Origin of the sequence: Winogradskyella sp. (genome assembly GCF_003712105.1) — a bacterium.
Classification (GTDB): domain Bacteria; phylum Bacteroidota; class Bacteroidia; order Flavobacteriales; family Flavobacteriaceae; genus Winogradskyella.
In genome coordinates this window covers 71,289-89,495 of the sequence record NZ_RHLG01000003.1, presented here as the reverse complement: position 1 = coordinate 89,495, position 18,207 = coordinate 71,289, and the positions used below count along the sequence as shown (strand labels likewise).

Below are 18,207 nucleotides of genomic sequence, written 5' to 3'. Positions count from 1 at the left end.
AATACTTTTTTAAATTACGGTAACATTAGCGATTCAATATTATTGAGTAAAACCTTACAGATTATGGTAATTCCTAAAGAGACATTCTCATTTTTTAAAAAACTATCAAAAAACAATAATAGAGATTGGTTTAATGAACATAAACCCCAATTTAAAGCTATTGAAGCAAAGGTTAAATCGGCTTACAACCACTTAGGTGAATTAATGAGCGAACATGATCAAATTGATAGAATTAAAATATTCAGAATTTATCGTGATGTACGTTTCTCGAAAAACAAATTACCTTATAAAACTCATTTTGGAGGATCGTTCCATAGACTAAAACCTGAGTTACGCGGTGGCTATTATTTGCATATTCAACCAAATAATGAATCGTTTATTGCTACTGGATTTTGGGAGCCTAATAAGGAAGACCTGTTGAGAATACGGAAAGAGTTTGAGATGGACGACAGTGAAATGAGAGCTATTTTAAATAATAAAACATTCAAAACTACTTGGGGTGATTTTGTAGGTGATACATTAAAAACGGCCCCAAAAGGATTTGATAAAGAACATCCTGCAATAGATTTAATAAGACGCAAGCAATATATTTTCACTAAAAAGTATACTGATAACGACGTGTTATCAGATGGTTTTTTAAATAGTGTAAATTCGGATTTTGAAACTGTTAGACCTTATTTTGATTATATGAGCGACGTGCTCACTACAAACTTAAATGGTGAATCCTTGCTATAACTTATGCGTATAAATTCCTTATTACTGATTGCTATTTTACTTTTTTCTTCCTGTGCTGAAGAAAGCGATAAGATTTTGTTTTCATCAAATCGAGATGGCAATTCTGATATATACCTAATGGATTCTGAAGGTGAAAACCTTCAACAGATTACTAACTCTGATTTTGATGAGTGGTCACCTGTATGGGTTTCTGAGCGCAATATTGTGTTTTTAAGACAGTTAAAGGATAGTATAATTGTTGTAGATAAGAATCTTGAAAACAATTACGAACGTATACTTAATCATCCTGCAGAATGTATTTTGGATGATAAGAATTTTGTGTTTTATAAATCGATGGATAAGCGCATCTTTAGTTGTAAAGGTGATGTGTTTTTAATGTTGGATAGCAAGGTTACTAATCTTACAGCAACTCTCGACGGAACCGCAAACTATATTGCATGGCATAATGGTAATGAAATACTATTTACAAGTAATCATGAGGGCACAAACGATATTTATAAAATAAACATTAATGATTTAGATACCGTAGTTAAGCTAACAGATACACAAGATAATAATGAGCGTGGCTCCATGTCTCCAAATGGTCGCTTCTTAGCATTTAGCTCGGATATGTTCAAAAAAGGCCAGCAAGATATTGTAATTATGGACCTGATGGTTAAAGAATATATAAACATCACTAGGAGTGAAGGTAATGAGCTTATTGCCAGATGGTCTAAAAACGGTAAATACTTGTACTATGGAGGCAATGAAACTGGAGATTGGGAAATTTACCGTTTTGATACAAACACTAATAAAACAATACAATTAACAAAAAATAAGGCCTTCGATGGAGATCCAAGGCCTTATTTACATTGACTTTATTAATCTATATTTGACTTAATCCACCGTCAACTTCTATCTCAATTCCGTTGATATACGATGCCTCACTTGAAGCTAAAAATAAAGCAGTATTAGCAATTTCTTCTGAAGTACCAAAACGTCCTAATGGATTTGCAGCTGCAAAACCTTTACCCATGTCTTCCACAACATCTTGTGGTAATCCCATTTTACCATATAAAGGCGTATAAATTGGTCCTGGAGCAATAGAATTTACTCGAATTCCTCTAGACTTTACTTCATTAGTTAATACTCTAGAATATGCACGTAAAGCACCTTTACTTGCAGAATATACAGCAAGTCCTTCAAAGCCTTTTTGATGCACAATAGAGTTGGTAAATAATATTGTACCACCATCGTTTATATGAGGTAATGCTTCTGTTACTGTTAAAATTGGTCCTTTTACATTAATATCAAAAATATAATTATAATGCTCAGCAGTGACATCTGTAGTCGGCGACACTGGAGCCACGCCTGCATTCAAAAATAGAATATCAATTTTTCCATATTTTGATAGTGCTTCATTAATTAATCTTTTATTGTCTGCTTCAATTGAGACGTCAGCTGTTACGGTTATAAAATCACCATGTAAATCATTGGTGGCTTCTTTTAGTGCTTCCGCTCTACGGCCAGAAATCACAACTTTTGCGCCCTCTTCTAAAAATCGCTTTGCCGTTGCTAGACCAATACCACTATTTGCACCGGTGATAACTGCTACTTTGTTCTTTAATTTACTCATAATGTGTTGTTTTATTTGAAACGTTCGTTTCAAAAAAGGTTAAAAAAATATATTACTCTAAAACTGAAAGCATAGTATCTACAATACTTTCAAAATCTTTTTGTTCATCTAATAATATTCCAGTAACGCGAATGCCTTGCAAAGCAGTAAATAAATATGCCGCATAGTCTTTAGCACTTTTATTACCATTAATTGATCCTGAAGCTTGACCACTTGCCACTAGTTCTACAAAAAGGTCTTGCATAGAAATTAAATTGTTAGTTAGGAAATTTTTAATATCTATATCCTGATTGGCCATCTCAGTAGTACAGTTTCCTAAAAGGCATCCATTTACTTTATCATCTGGAGAAGTAGCAAAAATTTTACGAATAGTTTCTAATGGGTCCGAATTATGAACCAAAACCTTTTGCACATATTTGTTTGCTTGCGCTTTATATGCTCTTAGGCTTTGTTGATACAATTCCATTTTGCTTCCAAACGAGTTATAAATACTAGATCTATTTAATCCTGTTGCGTCTACTAAATCTTGCATAGATGTAGCATTATAGCCCTTATTATGAAATAACTTTACAGCTTTTTCAAGGACGTCTTCGCGATTAAATATTTCTACTCTTGGCATTTTATTTGAAATGAACGTTTCAAAATTATGAAAGAAATTTAAGTCTAACTGTTAAGATTTTAATAAATTTTAAAAACCCTTTAAATCGCTTGTAGAATTTGCGGTCTGATAAATACTTGAACGCTGTCTATCAAACGTTCTTTTACAATATTCATCATACGCTTATTAAGTGCAGACGAATTTTTTATGTATTCTTCGTATTCTTCGACAGTAAATTGACCAATCACCATACCTTTTAGAGAGTTTCTAAACTTCATATCTTTATGTATGGCATTCTCAATGTAAGCAAGCTGTTTGGTCAAGGTTAAATCGTAAAATACATTTTTACGCTTCTTTATATAGTTGCTAAAGACTGCAATAAATAAGTCATGCTGCATTTTAATAATAGGACGTAATGTTCTATTCTGAAAAGCTTCATCACTAGTCATTGAATCGTAAAACTTTGCTGACGGAATTTCTGGTCTAATGTTGAGTAGGTTAGTAGAGCGTTCCATATTAATAGGGATTAATTGAATATGGATTTAAATTTAAACATATACTCAAGTAAAATTTACAAGCTGCTTTTATGTTGTTAACGGTGTTATTAACAAGTATAAAGATTAGTCTTTAGCAATTCTAGTTAGTATCTTTACTAAAAATTACAGCATATGAAGTTTGGGAGCGTTGATAACCCTGAAAATATTGACTTTACTTTACCAAATGATCATCCAGACACTTTAGAAGTTTTAAAAAAAAATACATCTGACAAGCTTAAAATGTACATTGGATGTGCTAAATGGAACAGAGCAGATTTGAAAGGCTTTTATCCTAGAGGAACAAAAGACGAATTAACCTATTATTCAAGGCAATTCAATGCCATCGAACTTAATGCTACATTTTATAGAATATTTCCACCCGAACAATTTGAAAAATGGCATGGTAAAACACCTGATAACTTTAGATTTTTTCCTAAACTTTATCAAGAGATTAGCCATTGGAAGCGCTTAAACCAAGAGGTAAAACCAGCAGTTGACAATTATTTGTACAGTGCAGTCAATCTTAAAGACAAACTTGGTTGTGTGTTTTTGCAAATGAATTCTAATTTTGCTCCAAAAGATTTCGATAGAGTGATTAATTTTGTTGAATCTTGGCCAAATGAAATCCCTTTAGCTGTTGAGTTTAGGCATACCAATTGGTACAATGACCCATCGGTTTCTGAGGATTTATATCAATTGCTTGAAAAGCATAATATTTCTAATATCATTGTAGATTCTGCCGGTCGTAGAGACATTATGCATATGCGACTTACCAATTCAAGAGCATTTATAAGATTTGTAAGTGCAAATCATAAAAGTGATTATAACAGACTGGATGATTGGGTAGAACGATTAAAAATTTGGAAAAATGCTGGTATAGAACATATTAATTTTTTTGTGCACCAAAATATAGAGAAAAATTCACCTTTGCTTTCGGCATATTTTATAAAACAATTGAATTCTGAATTAGGGACAACTTTAAATATTCCTGGCAAAACTAATATTCAAAATAAACATATTTATATATGAGATTTCATACACGAAAATGGGTAAAACCTGAAGATTTAAACCCTAACGGAACCTTATTTGGAGGGCAATTATTAGCTTGGATAGATGAAGAAGCGGCCTTATACACCATAATACAGTTAGAAAATTCAAAGATTGTAACTAAATATATGTCCGAAATTAACTTTATGGCTTCTGCTTGTAAAGGCGATATTGTTGAAATTGGTATCGAGGTTATAAAATTTGGTAGATCATCTATAACTATGAAGTGTGAAGCTCGCAATAAAATGACACGAGAAACTATTTTAACTGTAGACAATATGGTGATGGTTAATCTTGGTCCAGATGGTAAACCTGCACCACATGGCAAGACCGAAGTAGAATTTGTGAGCGATAGGCTCAACAATAAAACCAATTTATAAGCTGTTAAATTAGAGTTAATTGGCAATCCTAAGATCGTTGTGGACTGTTTTAATAAGTAAATTTAGGCAACAAAATCTGACTAAAATTTATTAAAAATGAAAAGAATTACGCTAGGTATTTTTTTTATTGCCACAGCTTTGGTAGTATTAGTAGCTTCAAAAGAAAGCACACCATCTACAAACGACATTTTAACGAGTAATTTTATTGAAGGTAACACGGGCATTGCATCTATAAACGCATTAAGCTTTGGCCCTGAAGGTATTCTATTTATTGGCGATTCTAAAAACGCTGCCATTTATGCATTAGATACTAAGGATAATGCATCTGTAGCTACGTCCGAGCGTATCGGCATAGGTGAGGTTGATGAAAAAATCGCAGCATCATTAGGTACAACCACAGATAATATACGCATAACAGATATGGCTGTAAATCCAGTATCAAAAGCTGTTTATTTTTCTGTAAATGTTACTGACGGCACACCAGTTATTTTAAAATTAAAAGGTGAAAGTTTTGAAAATGTGTCATTAACAGATGCTAGCTTTTCAAAAATTGAATTAGAAAACGCTATTGCTGTTGACGCTAAAGACCACAGAAATAGACCACAACGTGTTTGGGCTATTTCAGACTTGCGCTATCATGATGGAAATGTTTTGGTTTCTGGATTATCTAATAAAGAATTCAGTTCAACATTTAGAAGTATTCCATTTCCATTTAAGGGGAATCAAGATTATGCATCACTCGAAATCTGGCATGCAGCTCATGGTAAATATGAAACTCATGCGCCAATAAAGACATTTGATGTCATCAAAATTGAAGGAAAAGATTATTTAATGGCGAGTTACACATGTACGCCTTTAGTGTTATTTCCGATGGAAGATATAAAAGGTGGTAAGCATCTTAAAGGTAGAACAGTAGCTGAATTAGGTGCCGGAAATTCGCCTTTAGACATGATTTCTTTCGAAAAAGGTGGACAACAATACTTCTTTATGTCTAATACAAACAGGCCAATTATGCGCTTTAAATATGAGACTATTGCAGATTTTAAAGATACAATGACAGAACCTGTTACTGAATTTGGTGTTGCAACTGGTGTTGCTTATGATAATCTGCCAATGGTTAATGTTCTTCAGCTCGACAATTTAGATGCTGAAAAAGTAGTGTATATGCAACGCACATCGTCAGGAGATTTAATATTAAGAAGTCGTCCTAAAAGATGGATGTAATACATAGATATAACTATCAAAAAAAGATCAAGATGTACTTGGTCTTTTTTTGTGCTCTAGTCGTTATGGCATGTCGAAATGATGCTTCAGAATTTAAAATCATTTATGAAGCTGATAGAGCAGTAGCACTATCTTTGGATTCTGGTCTTGATTCTGAAAACATAAAAGTTGTATTAGACACTAATCAAAGCACTCCTATTTTAGGAGCTATTTATAAAACTAACGATAGTCATATTTTCAGACCAGTCATTCCATTTACAAATGGGCAGAAATATCTAGTGTTTAAGGATACTATCCAAATTGCTGAATTTATAATTGATAAAAATTCAGACGAAAATAATCCTAAACTCACGGCCATTTTTCCATCAATAGATACGGTTCCGGAGAACTTATTAAAGATGTATTTACAGTTTTCAAAGCCAATGCAAGAAGTTGGTGATGCCCTGGATTATGTTACTGTTATTAATGAAACAACAGGTAAGGAGGTCGATGTGTTTTTAAAATTGAATACCGAGCTTTGGAATAAAGAGCACACTATGTTAACCTTATGGCTAGATCCTGGACGTATTAAAACAGATTTAATACCTAACAAAACACTTGGATTGCCAATACTTAAGAATAATACATACACCATCCATATTGATAAATCATGGCGAGATGCTGATGGATTATCTTTAGATAAAACCTATAGCAAGACATTTAATGTTGTGGAACGTGATGCTCTAAAACCACACGTTGAAAACTGGGAAATTACTGTAAATAATGCCGTATTGACTATTGATTTTAAAGAACCTTTAGATGCCATTTTAGTCAAGGAAACTCTTAATATTAAAGATGAAAATGGAACAATTGTACTTGGCGAAATTGTATTGAAAACCAATGAAACTTCACTAGAGTTTCGACCTAAGCACGACTTTACATCCCAGACGTATACCATCAGTGTAGATTCAAAATTGGAGGATTTGGCAGGTAATAATCTTAATCATTTATTCGATCGAGATGTCACGCAACATACAGCTACCGACAATTCAGAATATAAAACGTTAACGTTTAAAATCGATTAGACGTTCTCAACAATTCCAGGGAATTCGTATATCTCCAAGTCAAAGTAATTAACCGCAGAGAATACGTGGTCAAAAATATCGGCCATAATGTTTTCGTAATTCTGCCATACTTGATCTCTACTAAATGCATAGATTTCTAGTGGAATACCTTGTGTAGTCTGTTCTAATTGGCGTACCATCAAGGTCATATCCTTATTGATTTCCTGATGATTTTCGATATAGATTTGAAGGTACTTTCTAAACACACCAAAATTGGTAAGGTTTCTACCATTGATTAATAGAGATTTATCAATGGTGTGTTCAGTGTTATGTGTATGTATTTCTGCCGAACGATCTTGTAAATAATCCTTTAGAATCTGAACTTTTTTCAATTCTATAATATCTTCTGGTGATAAAAACTTAATCGTTGAAGCTTTAATAATGATGGAACGCTTTATGCGTCGCCCGCCAGAATTAGACATACCTCGCCAGTTCTTAAACGAGTCAGATATTAGTGCATAAGTTGGAATTGTAGTTATAGTTTTGTCCCAGTTTTGCACTTTAACAGTAGCTAAAGTAATTTCAGTAACATCACCATCAGCGCCGTATTTATCAAAAGTAATCCAGTCACCAATACGCACCATATCGTTAACCGTAACCTGAATGCTAGCTACAAAACCAAGGATACTATCTCTAAATACTAAAATGATTATTGCAGAGGCTGTACCAATTCCTGCAAAAAACTCTAAGAACGAAATACCTGTAACTATCGCAAATATTGAGAATATACCTAGAAGCCACATAAAAATCATAAAGACTTGTATATAGCTATACACAGGCTTGTCTTTAAATTGAGGTAAGGTTTTTAGGTAATCTCTTACTGCCATTAAAAAGCTCTTAAGAATACTTAATGTTAACAGTATGGCAATGACTTTAAGTGTTTTCTCAATAATGTCTTCGACAAACTCAAAATCAGAGAATACTTGTGGTACAAATTCAATAAGTATTAATAGCGGAATAATATGCGCAACATTTCTAGGAAGTTTATTAGCAACTAAGATATCGTCAAAATTAGTCTTAGTTCGCCTTGCGATTCCAGAAGAAATTCGCCTTAACAAACGCTTAGTGATAAAGTCAATAACAAATGCTACAATTAATAAGGCGATTAGCAATGCCAGCATGTTTAAATACTTAGCTGCAGTTTCAGATAAGCCTTGCTCTATAAGTAAATCGTAGATATAATGTTTCATGCTGTAAGAAATACAATGTAAACCTAATAAATATATATTAAGCTGTATGTGGTTTTAGGTATTTCTTTTCCACATAAAAAGTCCCAAACGGAATTACAGATGCCGCTAATACAATTAAAAAAGTTTTTTGATTCCATTTAAAATCTGGTTTCAACCAAATGGCCAGCACTATATATCCAATAAATAATATGCCATGAGGCATACCAAGTAGTTTTACATATTGTGGGTCGCCATTAAGATATTTTATGGGTACAGCAACAAATAATAATAGGAGGTAAGACAAGCCTTCTAAAAAGGCAATAATTCTAAAAAAAGTAATCATTAGTGTTCTTGTTTTTCAATTTCGAGCCATTGTTCATACGATACAACCAAACTTCCTTTTTCTGGGCGATATGTACCAGGTAATTTTCCTATAAATTCTAAATAATGTCCATCAGGATCCGTAAAATAGATCGCTATTGCTGGTATGTTAGCAAAGACCATAGGACGTTCTGAGTCATCACCGAGAAAGTTCCAAAACCCAATATTATGAGACTTAAGGAAATCCACAGAATCATTCAAAACCCATTCCCAATCACATTCAAAAGCAAAATGTCTTAGATCTATTTCTTCTTTAGGCTTTTCCCAAAGGCCTAGCATGTTTTTACCCCTTTCGCCAATCCAGAATAACGCTGCACGGCGCTCTTCTTCATAAAGGTATTGTTCTAGCTTAAGGACATTGGTATAGAAATCTATAGAACGTTCAAGATTTTCGACAAATAAATGGGTTTCAAAAAGACCTTTTATCATAGATTTTTGGTTGGTATCGAAGTTTTACAAAGATACTTCAGGAATACCAAAATAGTATCATTTTAACAGCTTTTAAGAATTACATTAAAACTAAAATCCGATTAATTATCTTTACCAAAATTAACTACCAAATACGTTTAATTCAATGCTACTGAATAAGAAATTCACTCTAGTACTACTATGCTTTTCGTTACTATTAAACTTCAATCTAGCCGACGCGCAATCTAAGCGAAAGCGTAAAAAAGACGCAAAAACCGAACAAGAAAAACCAAAACCAGAACCCAAAAAGAAAGGTAAAATAAAACCTTATGACAAGGTCATTACTAAAGATGCCATAAGTGATGATGGTTTATTTACAGTACATCTAGTAGGAGAGAAGTACTTTTTTGAAATTCCTAACGACTACTTAGATACAGATATGTTGTTGGTTAGTCGATTTGCAAAATTGCCATCAGGTCTTGGTGGTGGTTATGTCAATGCGGGTACGAAGACCAATACACGATTGGTAAGATGGGAACGTTTTAAGAACAAGATTTTAATAAAAGAGAAATCGTATAGCGCAGTTGCAGATGATAGTCTACCGATAAATATTTCGGTTCAGAATAATAACTACGAACCCACATTATATGCTTTTGATATTCAAGCGATTTCTAAAGATTCTTCAGCTGTGGTTATTGATGTAAGTTCGTTTTATGGTACCGATGTAAAGGCCATAAGTGGCATGCCATCGTTTATCAGAAAACAATATAAAGTGAGAAATCTGGATAAAAACCGAAGTTTTATTAATTCGGTGAAAAGTTTTCCAGAAAATATAGAAGTGATTCAAGACTTTACCTATAATGCTTCTGAACCACCAGTAAATACAGGTGATGAGACGATTAGTATACAAATGAATCAGTCTATGATTCTGTTACCAAAAGACAAAATGCAACCACGTTATTTTGATGAGCGTGTGGGCTGGTTTACATTGAGTAAATACGATTATAGTAGTGAGAAATTAAAATCGGATCGTAAAACCTACATCAGACGTTGGCGATTGGTTCCAAAAGATATTGAAGCTTACAAGCGTGGCGAATTGGTAGAACCGATAAAGCCTATTGTCTATTATTTAGATCCTGCTACTCCTGAGAAGTTTAGGTCGTACATGAAAGAAGGCGTAGAGTTGTGGCAAAAAGCGTTTGAAGCTGCAGGTTTTAAAAATGCCATTATTGCCAAAGACCCACCAACTAAAGAAGAAGATCCAGATTTTAGTCCAGAAGACATTAGATATTCTGTAATACGTTATGTAGCGAGCACCACACGTAATGCTACTGGACCAAGTGTATCTGACCCACGTACAGGTGAAATTATTGAGAGTGATATTATTTGGTATCATAACCATTTACGTTCGTATCGTAACCGCTATTTGTTAGAAACTGGAGCTGCAAATCCTTCGGCACGGACATTAGACACACCAGAAGCTGAAATAGGAGAGATGATGAAAATGGTAATTGCTCATGAGGTTGGCCATACTTTAGGATTGCCACACAACATGTCGGCAAGTAATGCTTACGATGTTGAGAGTTATCGTGATGGAGCGTTTACTCAAAAGAATGGTATTGCTGCTACAATTATGGATTATGCACGTTACAATTATATCGCACAACCAGGTGATCAGAACATTCGTTTTATACGTCAGTTAGGACCTTATGATGAATATGCTATCGATTACGGGTATCGTTATTATCCAAATGCGAATTCAGCAGACGATGAGCGCACAGTTTTAGACCAATTAGTAACATCTAAAGCTGGTGATCCAGTGTATAGTTTTGGTAAGCAGAGTAGTCGTTTCGACCCAAGATCACAAACTGAAGATATTGGAAATAACAGTATGAAAGCCAGTGATTACGGACTTAAAAACCTTCAAATTGTTGCTAAAAGTTTACCAGATTGGACGAGCAATCAGACAAATAATTATGATGATTTAGGTGAATTGTATGGCGAATTATTAGGAGTTTGGAACCGTTATGTGGGTCATGTAGTGACGCATATTGGCGGTGTTTACGAAGACACTAAAAACCCATCGCAATCTGGTGATGTGTACAGCATGGTACCAAAAGCACAGCAGAAAGAAGCTATGGCTTGGTTGCATAAAAATGCGTTTGCAAGCCCAACGTGGTTAGTAGATGCTTCGATTTTAAATAATATCGATTATGCTGGGTATACAGAGCGATTACGCGGTTTACAAGCCAGACAAGTGAATCGCTTACTTGATTTTGAAACCCTAGGGCGATTAATAGATTATAACGCTTTAGATAGTGCTAATTATTCTGCATTAGAGATGTTACGTGATTTACGTAATGGCTTATTGTCAGAAACGCGATTAGGGCAAAATGTTACAGTATATCGTAGAAACTTACAACGTGTATATGTCGACAGAATGGGCTATTTAATGACTGAAGACATGAACAGACGTTTCTCTCGTAAGTTTTATAATGTAGACCAATCGGATGTGCGTGCTTTGGTACGTGGTGAGCTGAATGTAGTTAAGCAACGTTTAAAGTCTGCAGCAAATTCAGGAGTTAATTTAGAAACCAAATACCATTACAGAGATTTGGTAGAACGTATAGATAATATTTTAGACCCAAAATAGAAGATTGGTCCTTTAGCTATGGATAAAAGCGAGTACAAGATTCATATCGTAGGTGCTGGGATTAGTGGACTTATTGCTGCCAAAACGCTCGAAGAACGTGGGTATCATCCAGTAATTCTGGAGCAATCCGATGGTGTTGGTGGTAGAGTAAAGACCGACATTATAGATGGTTACCAATTAGACCATGGATTCCAAGTGTTGTTAGATGCTTATCCGCAAGTGCAAAAGCATTTGGATTTGGATACTCTTGAATTACAAGCATTTTTACCAGGAGCAAAGGTCTTTGTGAACGGGAAATCCTCAGTTATTGGTGACCCATTACGTAACAGTAGTTTGTTATTTCCAACGCTGTTTTCTGGTGTAGCATCATTCTCAGATAAGCTTAAGATATTTAAACTGAATCAAAGTCTAAAACGCAAATCTTTGGATGCTATTTTTCAATCTGAATCTAAGTCAACACTCGACTATTTAAAGGCTAAAGGCTTTAGCGACAAGGTGATATCACAATTTTTTAAACCGTTTTTCTCTGGCATTTTCTTAGAACCAAACCTCGGTACATCAAGCCGTATGTTCGAGTTTGTGTACAAAATGTTTGGAGAAGGTTATGCTGTTCTACCAAAAGCTGGTATTGGTGCTATAGCTCAACAGTTAAAATCGCAATTACAACAAACCACGTTTAAGTTTAATACCGAAGTAAAATCTGTATTGGATTCTGAGATTTTTTTAGCCAATGGCAAAACCTTAGATACCCATTTTACGATAATTACCGCCAACTCAAATAGCTTAGTCGGTAATCTTAAAGATGCTGGTGTAACATGGAAATCTTGTTATAATCTGTATTTTGAAGTGGCTTCACAGGATATTGCACAACCATTAATTGGGCTTATTGCGGAAGAAGAGGCTTTAATCAACAACATCTTTTTCCATAATACCTTAGAGACGCACAGTAAAGGCGCCCATGAGTTGTTATCCGTAACCGTTGTAAAAGACACAGATTTGGATGGTGTACAACTTGTAACACAGGTAGAGCAGGACCTCCAAAAGTGTTGTAATATCACAGCACTACAACATATTAAAACCTATCATATAGCTAATGCATTACCAGATTTAGAGCATTTGTATTACGATATGTCGCCAACTGAAACCGAAATTAAACCTACAGTGTTTATGGCTGGCGATTATTTACTAAATGGCTCATTGAATGCTGCGATGATCTCTGGAGAACGCGCTGCACAAGGCTTGATAGAAAAATTAGAAGGTGGCGCTGTCGCCGAAAAATTAACCTCAGAATATATTTAAAAAGAACTATGGCAAAGAAAAAACCGGATATGGTGGTGTACGATGAAGAGAAAGCGCAATACAATGCAGCGTTTTTACCTTATGCAACAAGTTTTAGTGCGCCACAAATACAAATGCCCGATACAGGCAGTTGGAAAAATACACAGATCTATAAAGCCAATAAACACTTACGCGATAAATATTTAACGCTTAAAGCTGAATACGAAGCGTTAATGACGGTATTTGAATACAACCAACTGGTGACTAATGCCAAATTTAATTTTGAACCATTAGTTGGTGAAACGTATCATTTGTATAGTAATGATAACAACGAACCATTTTTATCTATCATAGAACCCGAGAGTAGTAATTTTGAATTTCTAGGGAGTTTTAAATTAACCTCTGACTATTTATGGGATAAGATAGAATAGTTTCTGAATAATATTCTGCAATTTATGTATATACCTGAAAGAGTATATGTTACAAAGTATTATATTTTACATAATATAAATTATAGTTCGTTTAGTTAAGTTGATAATAATTAACTTGAACCCATGGAAAAGCTATCCAAATTATCAAGTGATGATTATAAGATTATATTGATTGTATTTATAGTGATCTCAATATATATATTTCTATTATGGTATAAACAATATAAATGGAGAAAACAATGGAAAGCTAGACGCGATTATTACCGAAATGTATATTTAAAATCTGATGCTTGGAGACGTAAACGGTATGTAGTTCTTAAACGTGATAACTGGAAATGCGTTTATTGTGGTGAACGTGCTACACAAGTACACCATAAACGCTATGCAAAATATAATATTGGTAAAGAACCTATCGAGTGGTTAGAATCTGTTTGTAAATCTTGTCATGATGACTTGCACTGATATTATGTAAAATAAAAATCATTAAACAATTAACCCTTATTGCAAGATCTCAAAAAATTAATTGTTTGAAGAAGATGCTTCTACAAAAGTTTCCTTTTGAGCATCAAAATCCTCTTTTAAATAGCCAATTAGAACTGCCTCTTCCCCTTTGTTCTCTGATGTTACAGTATAGTTCGACTTGCCAGTATGTCTATCTGTATAGCTAGCATGATCGTTTCTCTGGAACGTAGGTTCTGGTCTTTCAGGAACACCATGAAACATAAATCTTTCGAATTTCCGTATGATTTTTGACTTTTTCATTATAAATTTAAGAGTGCAAATTTAATATAATTATTTTAATAACCTGTTATTTAACAGTTTCTAATGTCATTTTCATCGCTTCTTGGCTAATTTTAAGTATAAATTCAGTTATGTCATAAACATCTTGAATTACTACAGGATAAATATTATTCCTTTCAAACTCTTTTATTTTTGAACCACTTAATTCTTCTTTGGATATCCAAATACCTAAAGGTCTTTTGTCCTTTAACTTCTCACCTGTAGATGCTAGGAGTGGCGCAATTACTCTATCTGATAAAGTTTGACCTGATAATCCAATAAATAAACAAGTACTTGATTCTAATAATGCTCTAGTTTTTTCAAACCAGGGATCTGATGGATTTCCTAATCTTTTATTTGCATCATGTAATCCTAAAATCACAAAATCACTTGATTTAGAACTTATGGAAGAATGGGGAATATATCCATGTGGATGATATATTCTAACATCTTCTGAGCCTTCTAAAGAAGGGATTTCATAAATAGAATTAACCATGAAGCCGTACAACTGCAGATACCACTCTAACATACTGTCATAATTCAAAGTTATCACATTGCTTACATGACCTCTTTTACTTCCAATCATCAAAGATGAAATAGCAATCAATAAATGATTTTCATAGGCAAGTTTTACATCTAAATCCTCTTTATCTTCATACAGGATGTCACCGATTTGATTTATTAATTTTTGATTATCCTTTAATTCATCTAGGACATCATCTGCACCTCTTTGTAAGTCTTCTGCAGAAGTAGCTTCGTCCAATTGATCTAAGCCTGAACGAACTCTCAAAGCATTTACTAGTTCAAGCCAGTTTGGCAAACCAAAGCCTTTTGACGTTCCGGCACCTAAAAACAAGGTTAAATTTCCTTTTATGAGTTGCTTTGCTAAAAATTTAATAGCAAAATCCTTTTCTTTTAATTCTTGAAAAGCCATAAATTATATCTCTTCTTTTAGATTTTTAATTGGATTAATAGGAGTATAATTTAAACACCCCATTTGTTCTAAATTCTCAAACAAAAGAGGTAATGTAACTGTGTTATTACCTGATGTGTGCACGTATAATTTATAATTACCAAATGTATCGATATGCACAGCAGCTTTAGTCTTAGGGACATTACTATTTTCAGATATTGAAGTATTTAACTTCAGAACACATTTTTCTAAAGAACACTTTCCGTCATTAATCTTGTTCTTAAATACTTCTTTATAAAGTGAGGAGTCAATCGGTTTATCACCATCTAACTTAACTGATGATAAAGTAGATTCCTCTTTAAGTGTTAAATTAATACTACTAAAAAAATAAGTCAAATCTTCTGTATAATAATCCGTATGATTGTGATTGCTTTTTATTAACTTATTTAAATCTACTTTTACAAAATTATTTTTTGCTAATACATTGTGGTCATTTATTAGCTTTTCAACAATTACTTTAGCAAGTAATTTAAATGGTAGGCAAAGCATTGAAATCCCAAGAGATTTTTGGTTTATTAAAATTGAATCATACTTAAAAGGTGCTTTCCCGTCTGAATTAACAGAAAAATCCTTTTCACCTCTGTAAAATGGAAGATTACTAACAATCGATAATTGATTAATTTCGACATTATCTATATCGTTATACGAAAACTCAACTTCAAAATTTAATATTTTTAAAAGTCGTTTATTGAAAAAATCATTCTCATTATTAAATACCACTACATGAAAGTATCGTTGAGGATTAATTAAATTAAATATTGAAGCCATAGTTTTATGATTTTGAATTCATAGCCAGAAAATGTAAAGATGTTTCTCTCTCTATATCGTTAATTTTGTATTCACCTTTTAATATTTTAGTCATCGAATAAAAAAGAAAAGGTATTGGGCAATCTATTTTTAAGTCATAAAAGCCCTCTTCTATGTTATAAACTAACTCTTCTTCCTGTTTTGTTTCGTCTCTTTCAAATATAATATGCTCATCATCTAGTAACTTTGCCCTAATATTTGAAGAATAAAACACCTTCATCACTAAATCAACAATAATTAAAGAGTTCTTAAAAGCATTAAAGTAGTAATTCTTTAAAACTTCATCATTTTGGATAACTTCTTTCAATTTAGTAAAAATTGGGAACTTACTTTCATCAGGAAAATTAGATGCCAAAATATCTCTAAATTTTTGAACTGCTAACTTCCATCGCTCATAAGGATTGTTATCTATTTTAGAGGCTATCGCTAATAAACTTCTAAGTATATATTGTCTTATATCCGCATTTATGTGAGGAACAGCTGACCATGAGCACCAAATTAGAGGAATATATTTACTAGTTCTTCCGCCATAGAAATAGTGAAGATCAAGAACATGAACAAAAATCTCGTTTAAGTTTCTATATTCATTTCTGAATAACTCCCAAAAGTTAACTTTTGAAGGTACTTCAACCTTGAAACCTTCTGGGTTGTATTCCATTTCCGTTGTTAAAGAACCGCAGTATTTAGTGTTACAGCAATACGAGAATATTACGTTTCTAATTGAATCAATTAATGAGTGATCATCTAATTTACGATTTAACATATATGATAAATACGTCTCGTAAAAATTATCAAAGTTAACCTCTGTTGTTTTGTTTTCTGCACCGTAAAAAATAGAATTTAAAACTAATCTTACGTGTGAGTGTAGCATTTCATGTGTTATGGTCATCATACTCCACTCTAATGAGAGACCAGAGGTAATCGAATTTATTGATGCTGTAATGGAGTATTCTGTTTCTCTAAAACCTAGACGAGAACTAAAATATGCCAACTTTTGGTTAGGATTGGTTCCATTTTTTTTATTAAAAGTTTGAAGGTTTAGTTTAGACCAATCTGAAGAATCATATTTAGGTAACTCTCCAAGTCCTCTTAAATAAGTTGCCTTATCAACTATACCTTCCGTAAGAATACCCTTAAAATCGACTTTATTAATTGCAGATTCAATATATTCTACAAGTCGATTCAATGCCCTTATGGTGGAACCTACACCTAGTAAACTATTTCTTCTAATTAAGCTCCTTCTCTCTAAAATGGGGATGGCACCTGAATAAGACTGTGTAGAAACATAAGATATTGATGAATTAATCTGAATTAATCTATCAAGAATTTGCTGTTTCATTATCTGATTCTCTAACGGATCCTTCAATAAATCTATATCATGTTCGATTAACGAAATTGGTTGATCACCTACAAAATATGTTAAAAATTGTAATTCTTTGATAAAAGTGTTTACTTCATTAATAATTGCACTTAGTGTAGACAAGTTATAGTTGTCGTGAGTCTCAATTTTAGTGATAAGTATTTTCATTGATATTACAAATTCATCCAATGTTACCTTTTCGACTTTGGTTAGATTATCATAGGGTGAAATTTCAGGAACTGATAATCCCTGTTTCTCTGGTAATTTAAAGTCTACATGCTTAATTAGACCATTTTCGACTTCCCAATTTTCAAATGAATCTGGTTCTACACTCACTATAGCCATAAATTCATCATATAAATTCCTATTTTCATCAAGCAATAAGATTGAACAAATTCCATTACTAAAATATACATTAGACCTGAGGTTATCAGAACCTTTCTGACTAATTTTTCCAAGTACTCTGTATGGATTTTCAAAATCAAAAAAGTATAATGATGCATTTTTAATTTTAATTTCTCTACTATTTTCAACCAGTGGAAAAATTTTACTTAAACGTACTGATTTATCAAGATTATTTAGTGGTGCTGTTTCTGAATACTCAAATGAAACAGATATAGTATCTGGCTTGAATATTTCATATTCAAATTCTTCTTTCTTATAATCAATTTTTATCCACATAAATTTAAAAACTCTATCTTTTTATGACAGCACTTGACATATTTCAGT

20 protein-coding genes are annotated in these 18,207 nt (G+C 33.1%); 10 read left to right on the top strand and 10 right to left on the bottom strand.

Annotated features, from left to right (window positions below):
* The first annotated feature begins 63 nt into the window (after nucleotides 1–63).
* Entirely contained in the window at nucleotides 64–735 is a 672-nt protein-coding gene (locus ED556_RS08280; RefSeq protein ID WP_296322038.1) for a DUF2461 domain-containing protein, read from the top strand.
* Between the two features lie 3 nt (nucleotides 736–738).
* Nucleotides 739–1,590 carry a hypothetical protein gene (locus ED556_RS08275; RefSeq protein WP_296322035.1) on the top strand — a complete coding sequence of 284 codons (852 nt, stop codon included), beginning with the start codon at nucleotides 739–741 and terminating at the stop codon, nucleotides 1,588–1,590.
* A 10-nt stretch (nucleotides 1,591–1,600) separates the two neighbouring features.
* Here the strand turns inward: ED556_RS08275 and ED556_RS08270 are convergent, their stop codons facing one another.
* The 3 genes from ED556_RS08270 to ED556_RS08260 form a co-directional block, all read right to left on the bottom strand.
* A complete protein-coding gene (locus ED556_RS08270) occupies nucleotides 1,601–2,350 on the bottom strand; it encodes a glucose 1-dehydrogenase (RefSeq protein WP_296322033.1) in 750 nt (249 codons plus the stop codon).
* 52 nt (nucleotides 2,351–2,402) lie between these two features.
* Entirely contained in the window at nucleotides 2,403–2,969 is a 567-nt protein-coding gene (locus ED556_RS08265) for a TetR/AcrR family transcriptional regulator (protein WP_296322029.1), read from the bottom strand.
* Between the two features lie 80 nt (nucleotides 2,970–3,049).
* Complete coding sequence (locus tag ED556_RS08260) at nucleotides 3,050–3,463, bottom strand: glyoxalase (RefSeq protein WP_296322026.1); 414 nt, start codon at nucleotides 3,461–3,463, stop codon at nucleotides 3,050–3,052.
* A 153-nt stretch (nucleotides 3,464–3,616) separates the two neighbouring features.
* On the opposite strand from ED556_RS08260, the gene ED556_RS08255 reads away from it, so the two are divergent.
* The 4 genes from ED556_RS08255 (at nucleotide 3,617) to ED556_RS08240 (ending at nucleotide 7,199) form a co-directional block, all read left to right on the top strand.
* On the top strand, nucleotides 3,617–4,513 hold the full coding sequence (locus tag ED556_RS08255) for a DUF72 domain-containing protein (RefSeq protein WP_296322023.1): 897 nt from the start codon (nucleotides 3,617–3,619) through the stop codon (nucleotides 4,511–4,513).
* Nucleotides 4,510–4,911, top strand: a complete 402-nt coding sequence (locus ED556_RS08250) for a hotdog domain-containing protein (RefSeq protein ID WP_296322021.1) — start codon at nucleotides 4,510–4,512, stop codon at nucleotides 4,909–4,911. Before ED556_RS08255 ends, ED556_RS08250 begins: the two co-directional genes overlap by 4 nt.
* Before the next feature lie 96 nt (nucleotides 4,912–5,007).
* Nucleotides 5,008–6,135, top strand: a complete 1,128-nt coding sequence (locus ED556_RS08245) for a hypothetical protein (protein WP_296322018.1) — start codon at nucleotides 5,008–5,010, stop codon at nucleotides 6,133–6,135.
* Between the two features lie 32 nt (nucleotides 6,136–6,167).
* A complete protein-coding gene (locus tag ED556_RS08240) occupies nucleotides 6,168–7,199 on the top strand; it encodes an Ig-like domain-containing protein (RefSeq protein WP_296322015.1) in 1,032 nt (343 codons plus the stop codon).
* Here the strand turns inward: ED556_RS08240 and ED556_RS08235 are convergent.
* The 3 genes from ED556_RS08235 to ED556_RS08225 are packed head-to-tail and all read right to left on the bottom strand — an operon-like array spanning nucleotide 7,196 to nucleotide 9,217.
* Complete coding sequence (locus ED556_RS08235; protein ID WP_296322012.1) at nucleotides 7,196–8,428, bottom strand: mechanosensitive ion channel domain-containing protein; 1,233 nt, start codon at nucleotides 8,426–8,428, stop codon at nucleotides 7,196–7,198. The genes ED556_RS08240 and ED556_RS08235 overlap by 4 nt on opposite strands.
* Nucleotides 8,429–8,465: 37 nt before the next feature.
* Complete coding sequence (locus ED556_RS08230) at nucleotides 8,466–8,750, bottom strand: DUF3817 domain-containing protein (protein ID WP_296322010.1); 285 nt, start codon at nucleotides 8,748–8,750, stop codon at nucleotides 8,466–8,468.
* Nucleotides 8,750–9,217: a VOC family protein gene (locus ED556_RS08225; protein WP_296322006.1), complete on the bottom strand. Its 468-nt coding sequence runs from the start codon at nucleotides 9,215–9,217 to the stop codon at nucleotides 8,750–8,752. Before ED556_RS08225 ends, ED556_RS08230 begins: the two co-directional genes overlap by 1 nt.
* Before the next feature lie 145 nt (nucleotides 9,218–9,362).
* On the opposite strand from ED556_RS08225, the gene ED556_RS08220 reads away from it, so the two are divergent.
* The 4 genes from ED556_RS08220 (at nucleotide 9,363) to ED556_RS08205 (ending at nucleotide 14,020) form a co-directional block, all read left to right on the top strand.
* Entirely contained in the window at nucleotides 9,363–11,849 is a 2,487-nt protein-coding gene (locus tag ED556_RS08220) for a zinc-dependent metalloprotease (protein WP_296322002.1), read from the top strand.
* 18 nt (nucleotides 11,850–11,867) lie between these two features.
* Nucleotides 11,868–13,148, top strand: a complete 1,281-nt coding sequence (locus ED556_RS08215; RefSeq protein WP_296321997.1) for an FAD-dependent oxidoreductase — start codon at nucleotides 11,868–11,870, stop codon at nucleotides 13,146–13,148.
* A gap of 8 nt (nucleotides 13,149–13,156) precedes the next feature.
* Nucleotides 13,157–13,558: a DUF2452 domain-containing protein gene (locus ED556_RS08210; protein ID WP_296321994.1), complete on the top strand. Its 402-nt coding sequence runs from the start codon at nucleotides 13,157–13,159 to the stop codon at nucleotides 13,556–13,558.
* 123 nt (nucleotides 13,559–13,681) lie between these two features.
* Nucleotides 13,682–14,020: an HNH endonuclease signature motif containing protein gene (locus ED556_RS08205; protein ID WP_296321992.1), complete on the top strand. Its 339-nt coding sequence runs from the start codon at nucleotides 13,682–13,684 to the stop codon at nucleotides 14,018–14,020.
* Nucleotides 14,021–14,077: 57 nt separating this feature from the next.
* Here the strand turns inward: ED556_RS08205 and ED556_RS08200 are convergent, their stop codons facing one another.
* From ED556_RS08200 to ED556_RS08185, 4 genes are read right to left on the bottom strand one after another with little or no spacing between them, the layout of a single operon-like run.
* Nucleotides 14,078–14,320: a hypothetical protein gene (locus ED556_RS08200; protein ID WP_296321989.1), complete on the bottom strand. Its 243-nt coding sequence runs from the start codon at nucleotides 14,318–14,320 to the stop codon at nucleotides 14,078–14,080.
* A 46-nt stretch (nucleotides 14,321–14,366) separates the two neighbouring features.
* Nucleotides 14,367–15,272, bottom strand: coding sequence for an SIR2 family protein (locus ED556_RS08195; protein WP_296321985.1), 906 nt, complete (start codon nucleotides 15,270–15,272; stop codon nucleotides 14,367–14,369).
* A 3-nt stretch (nucleotides 15,273–15,275) separates the two neighbouring features.
* Nucleotides 15,276–16,079: a hypothetical protein gene (locus ED556_RS08190; protein ID WP_296321983.1), complete on the bottom strand. Its 804-nt coding sequence runs from the start codon at nucleotides 16,077–16,079 to the stop codon at nucleotides 15,276–15,278.
* 4 nt (nucleotides 16,080–16,083) lie between these two features.
* Entirely contained in the window at nucleotides 16,084–18,159 is a 2,076-nt protein-coding gene (locus tag ED556_RS08185) for a hypothetical protein (protein WP_296321979.1), read from the bottom strand.
* Nucleotides 18,160–18,207 lie beyond the last annotated feature (48 nt).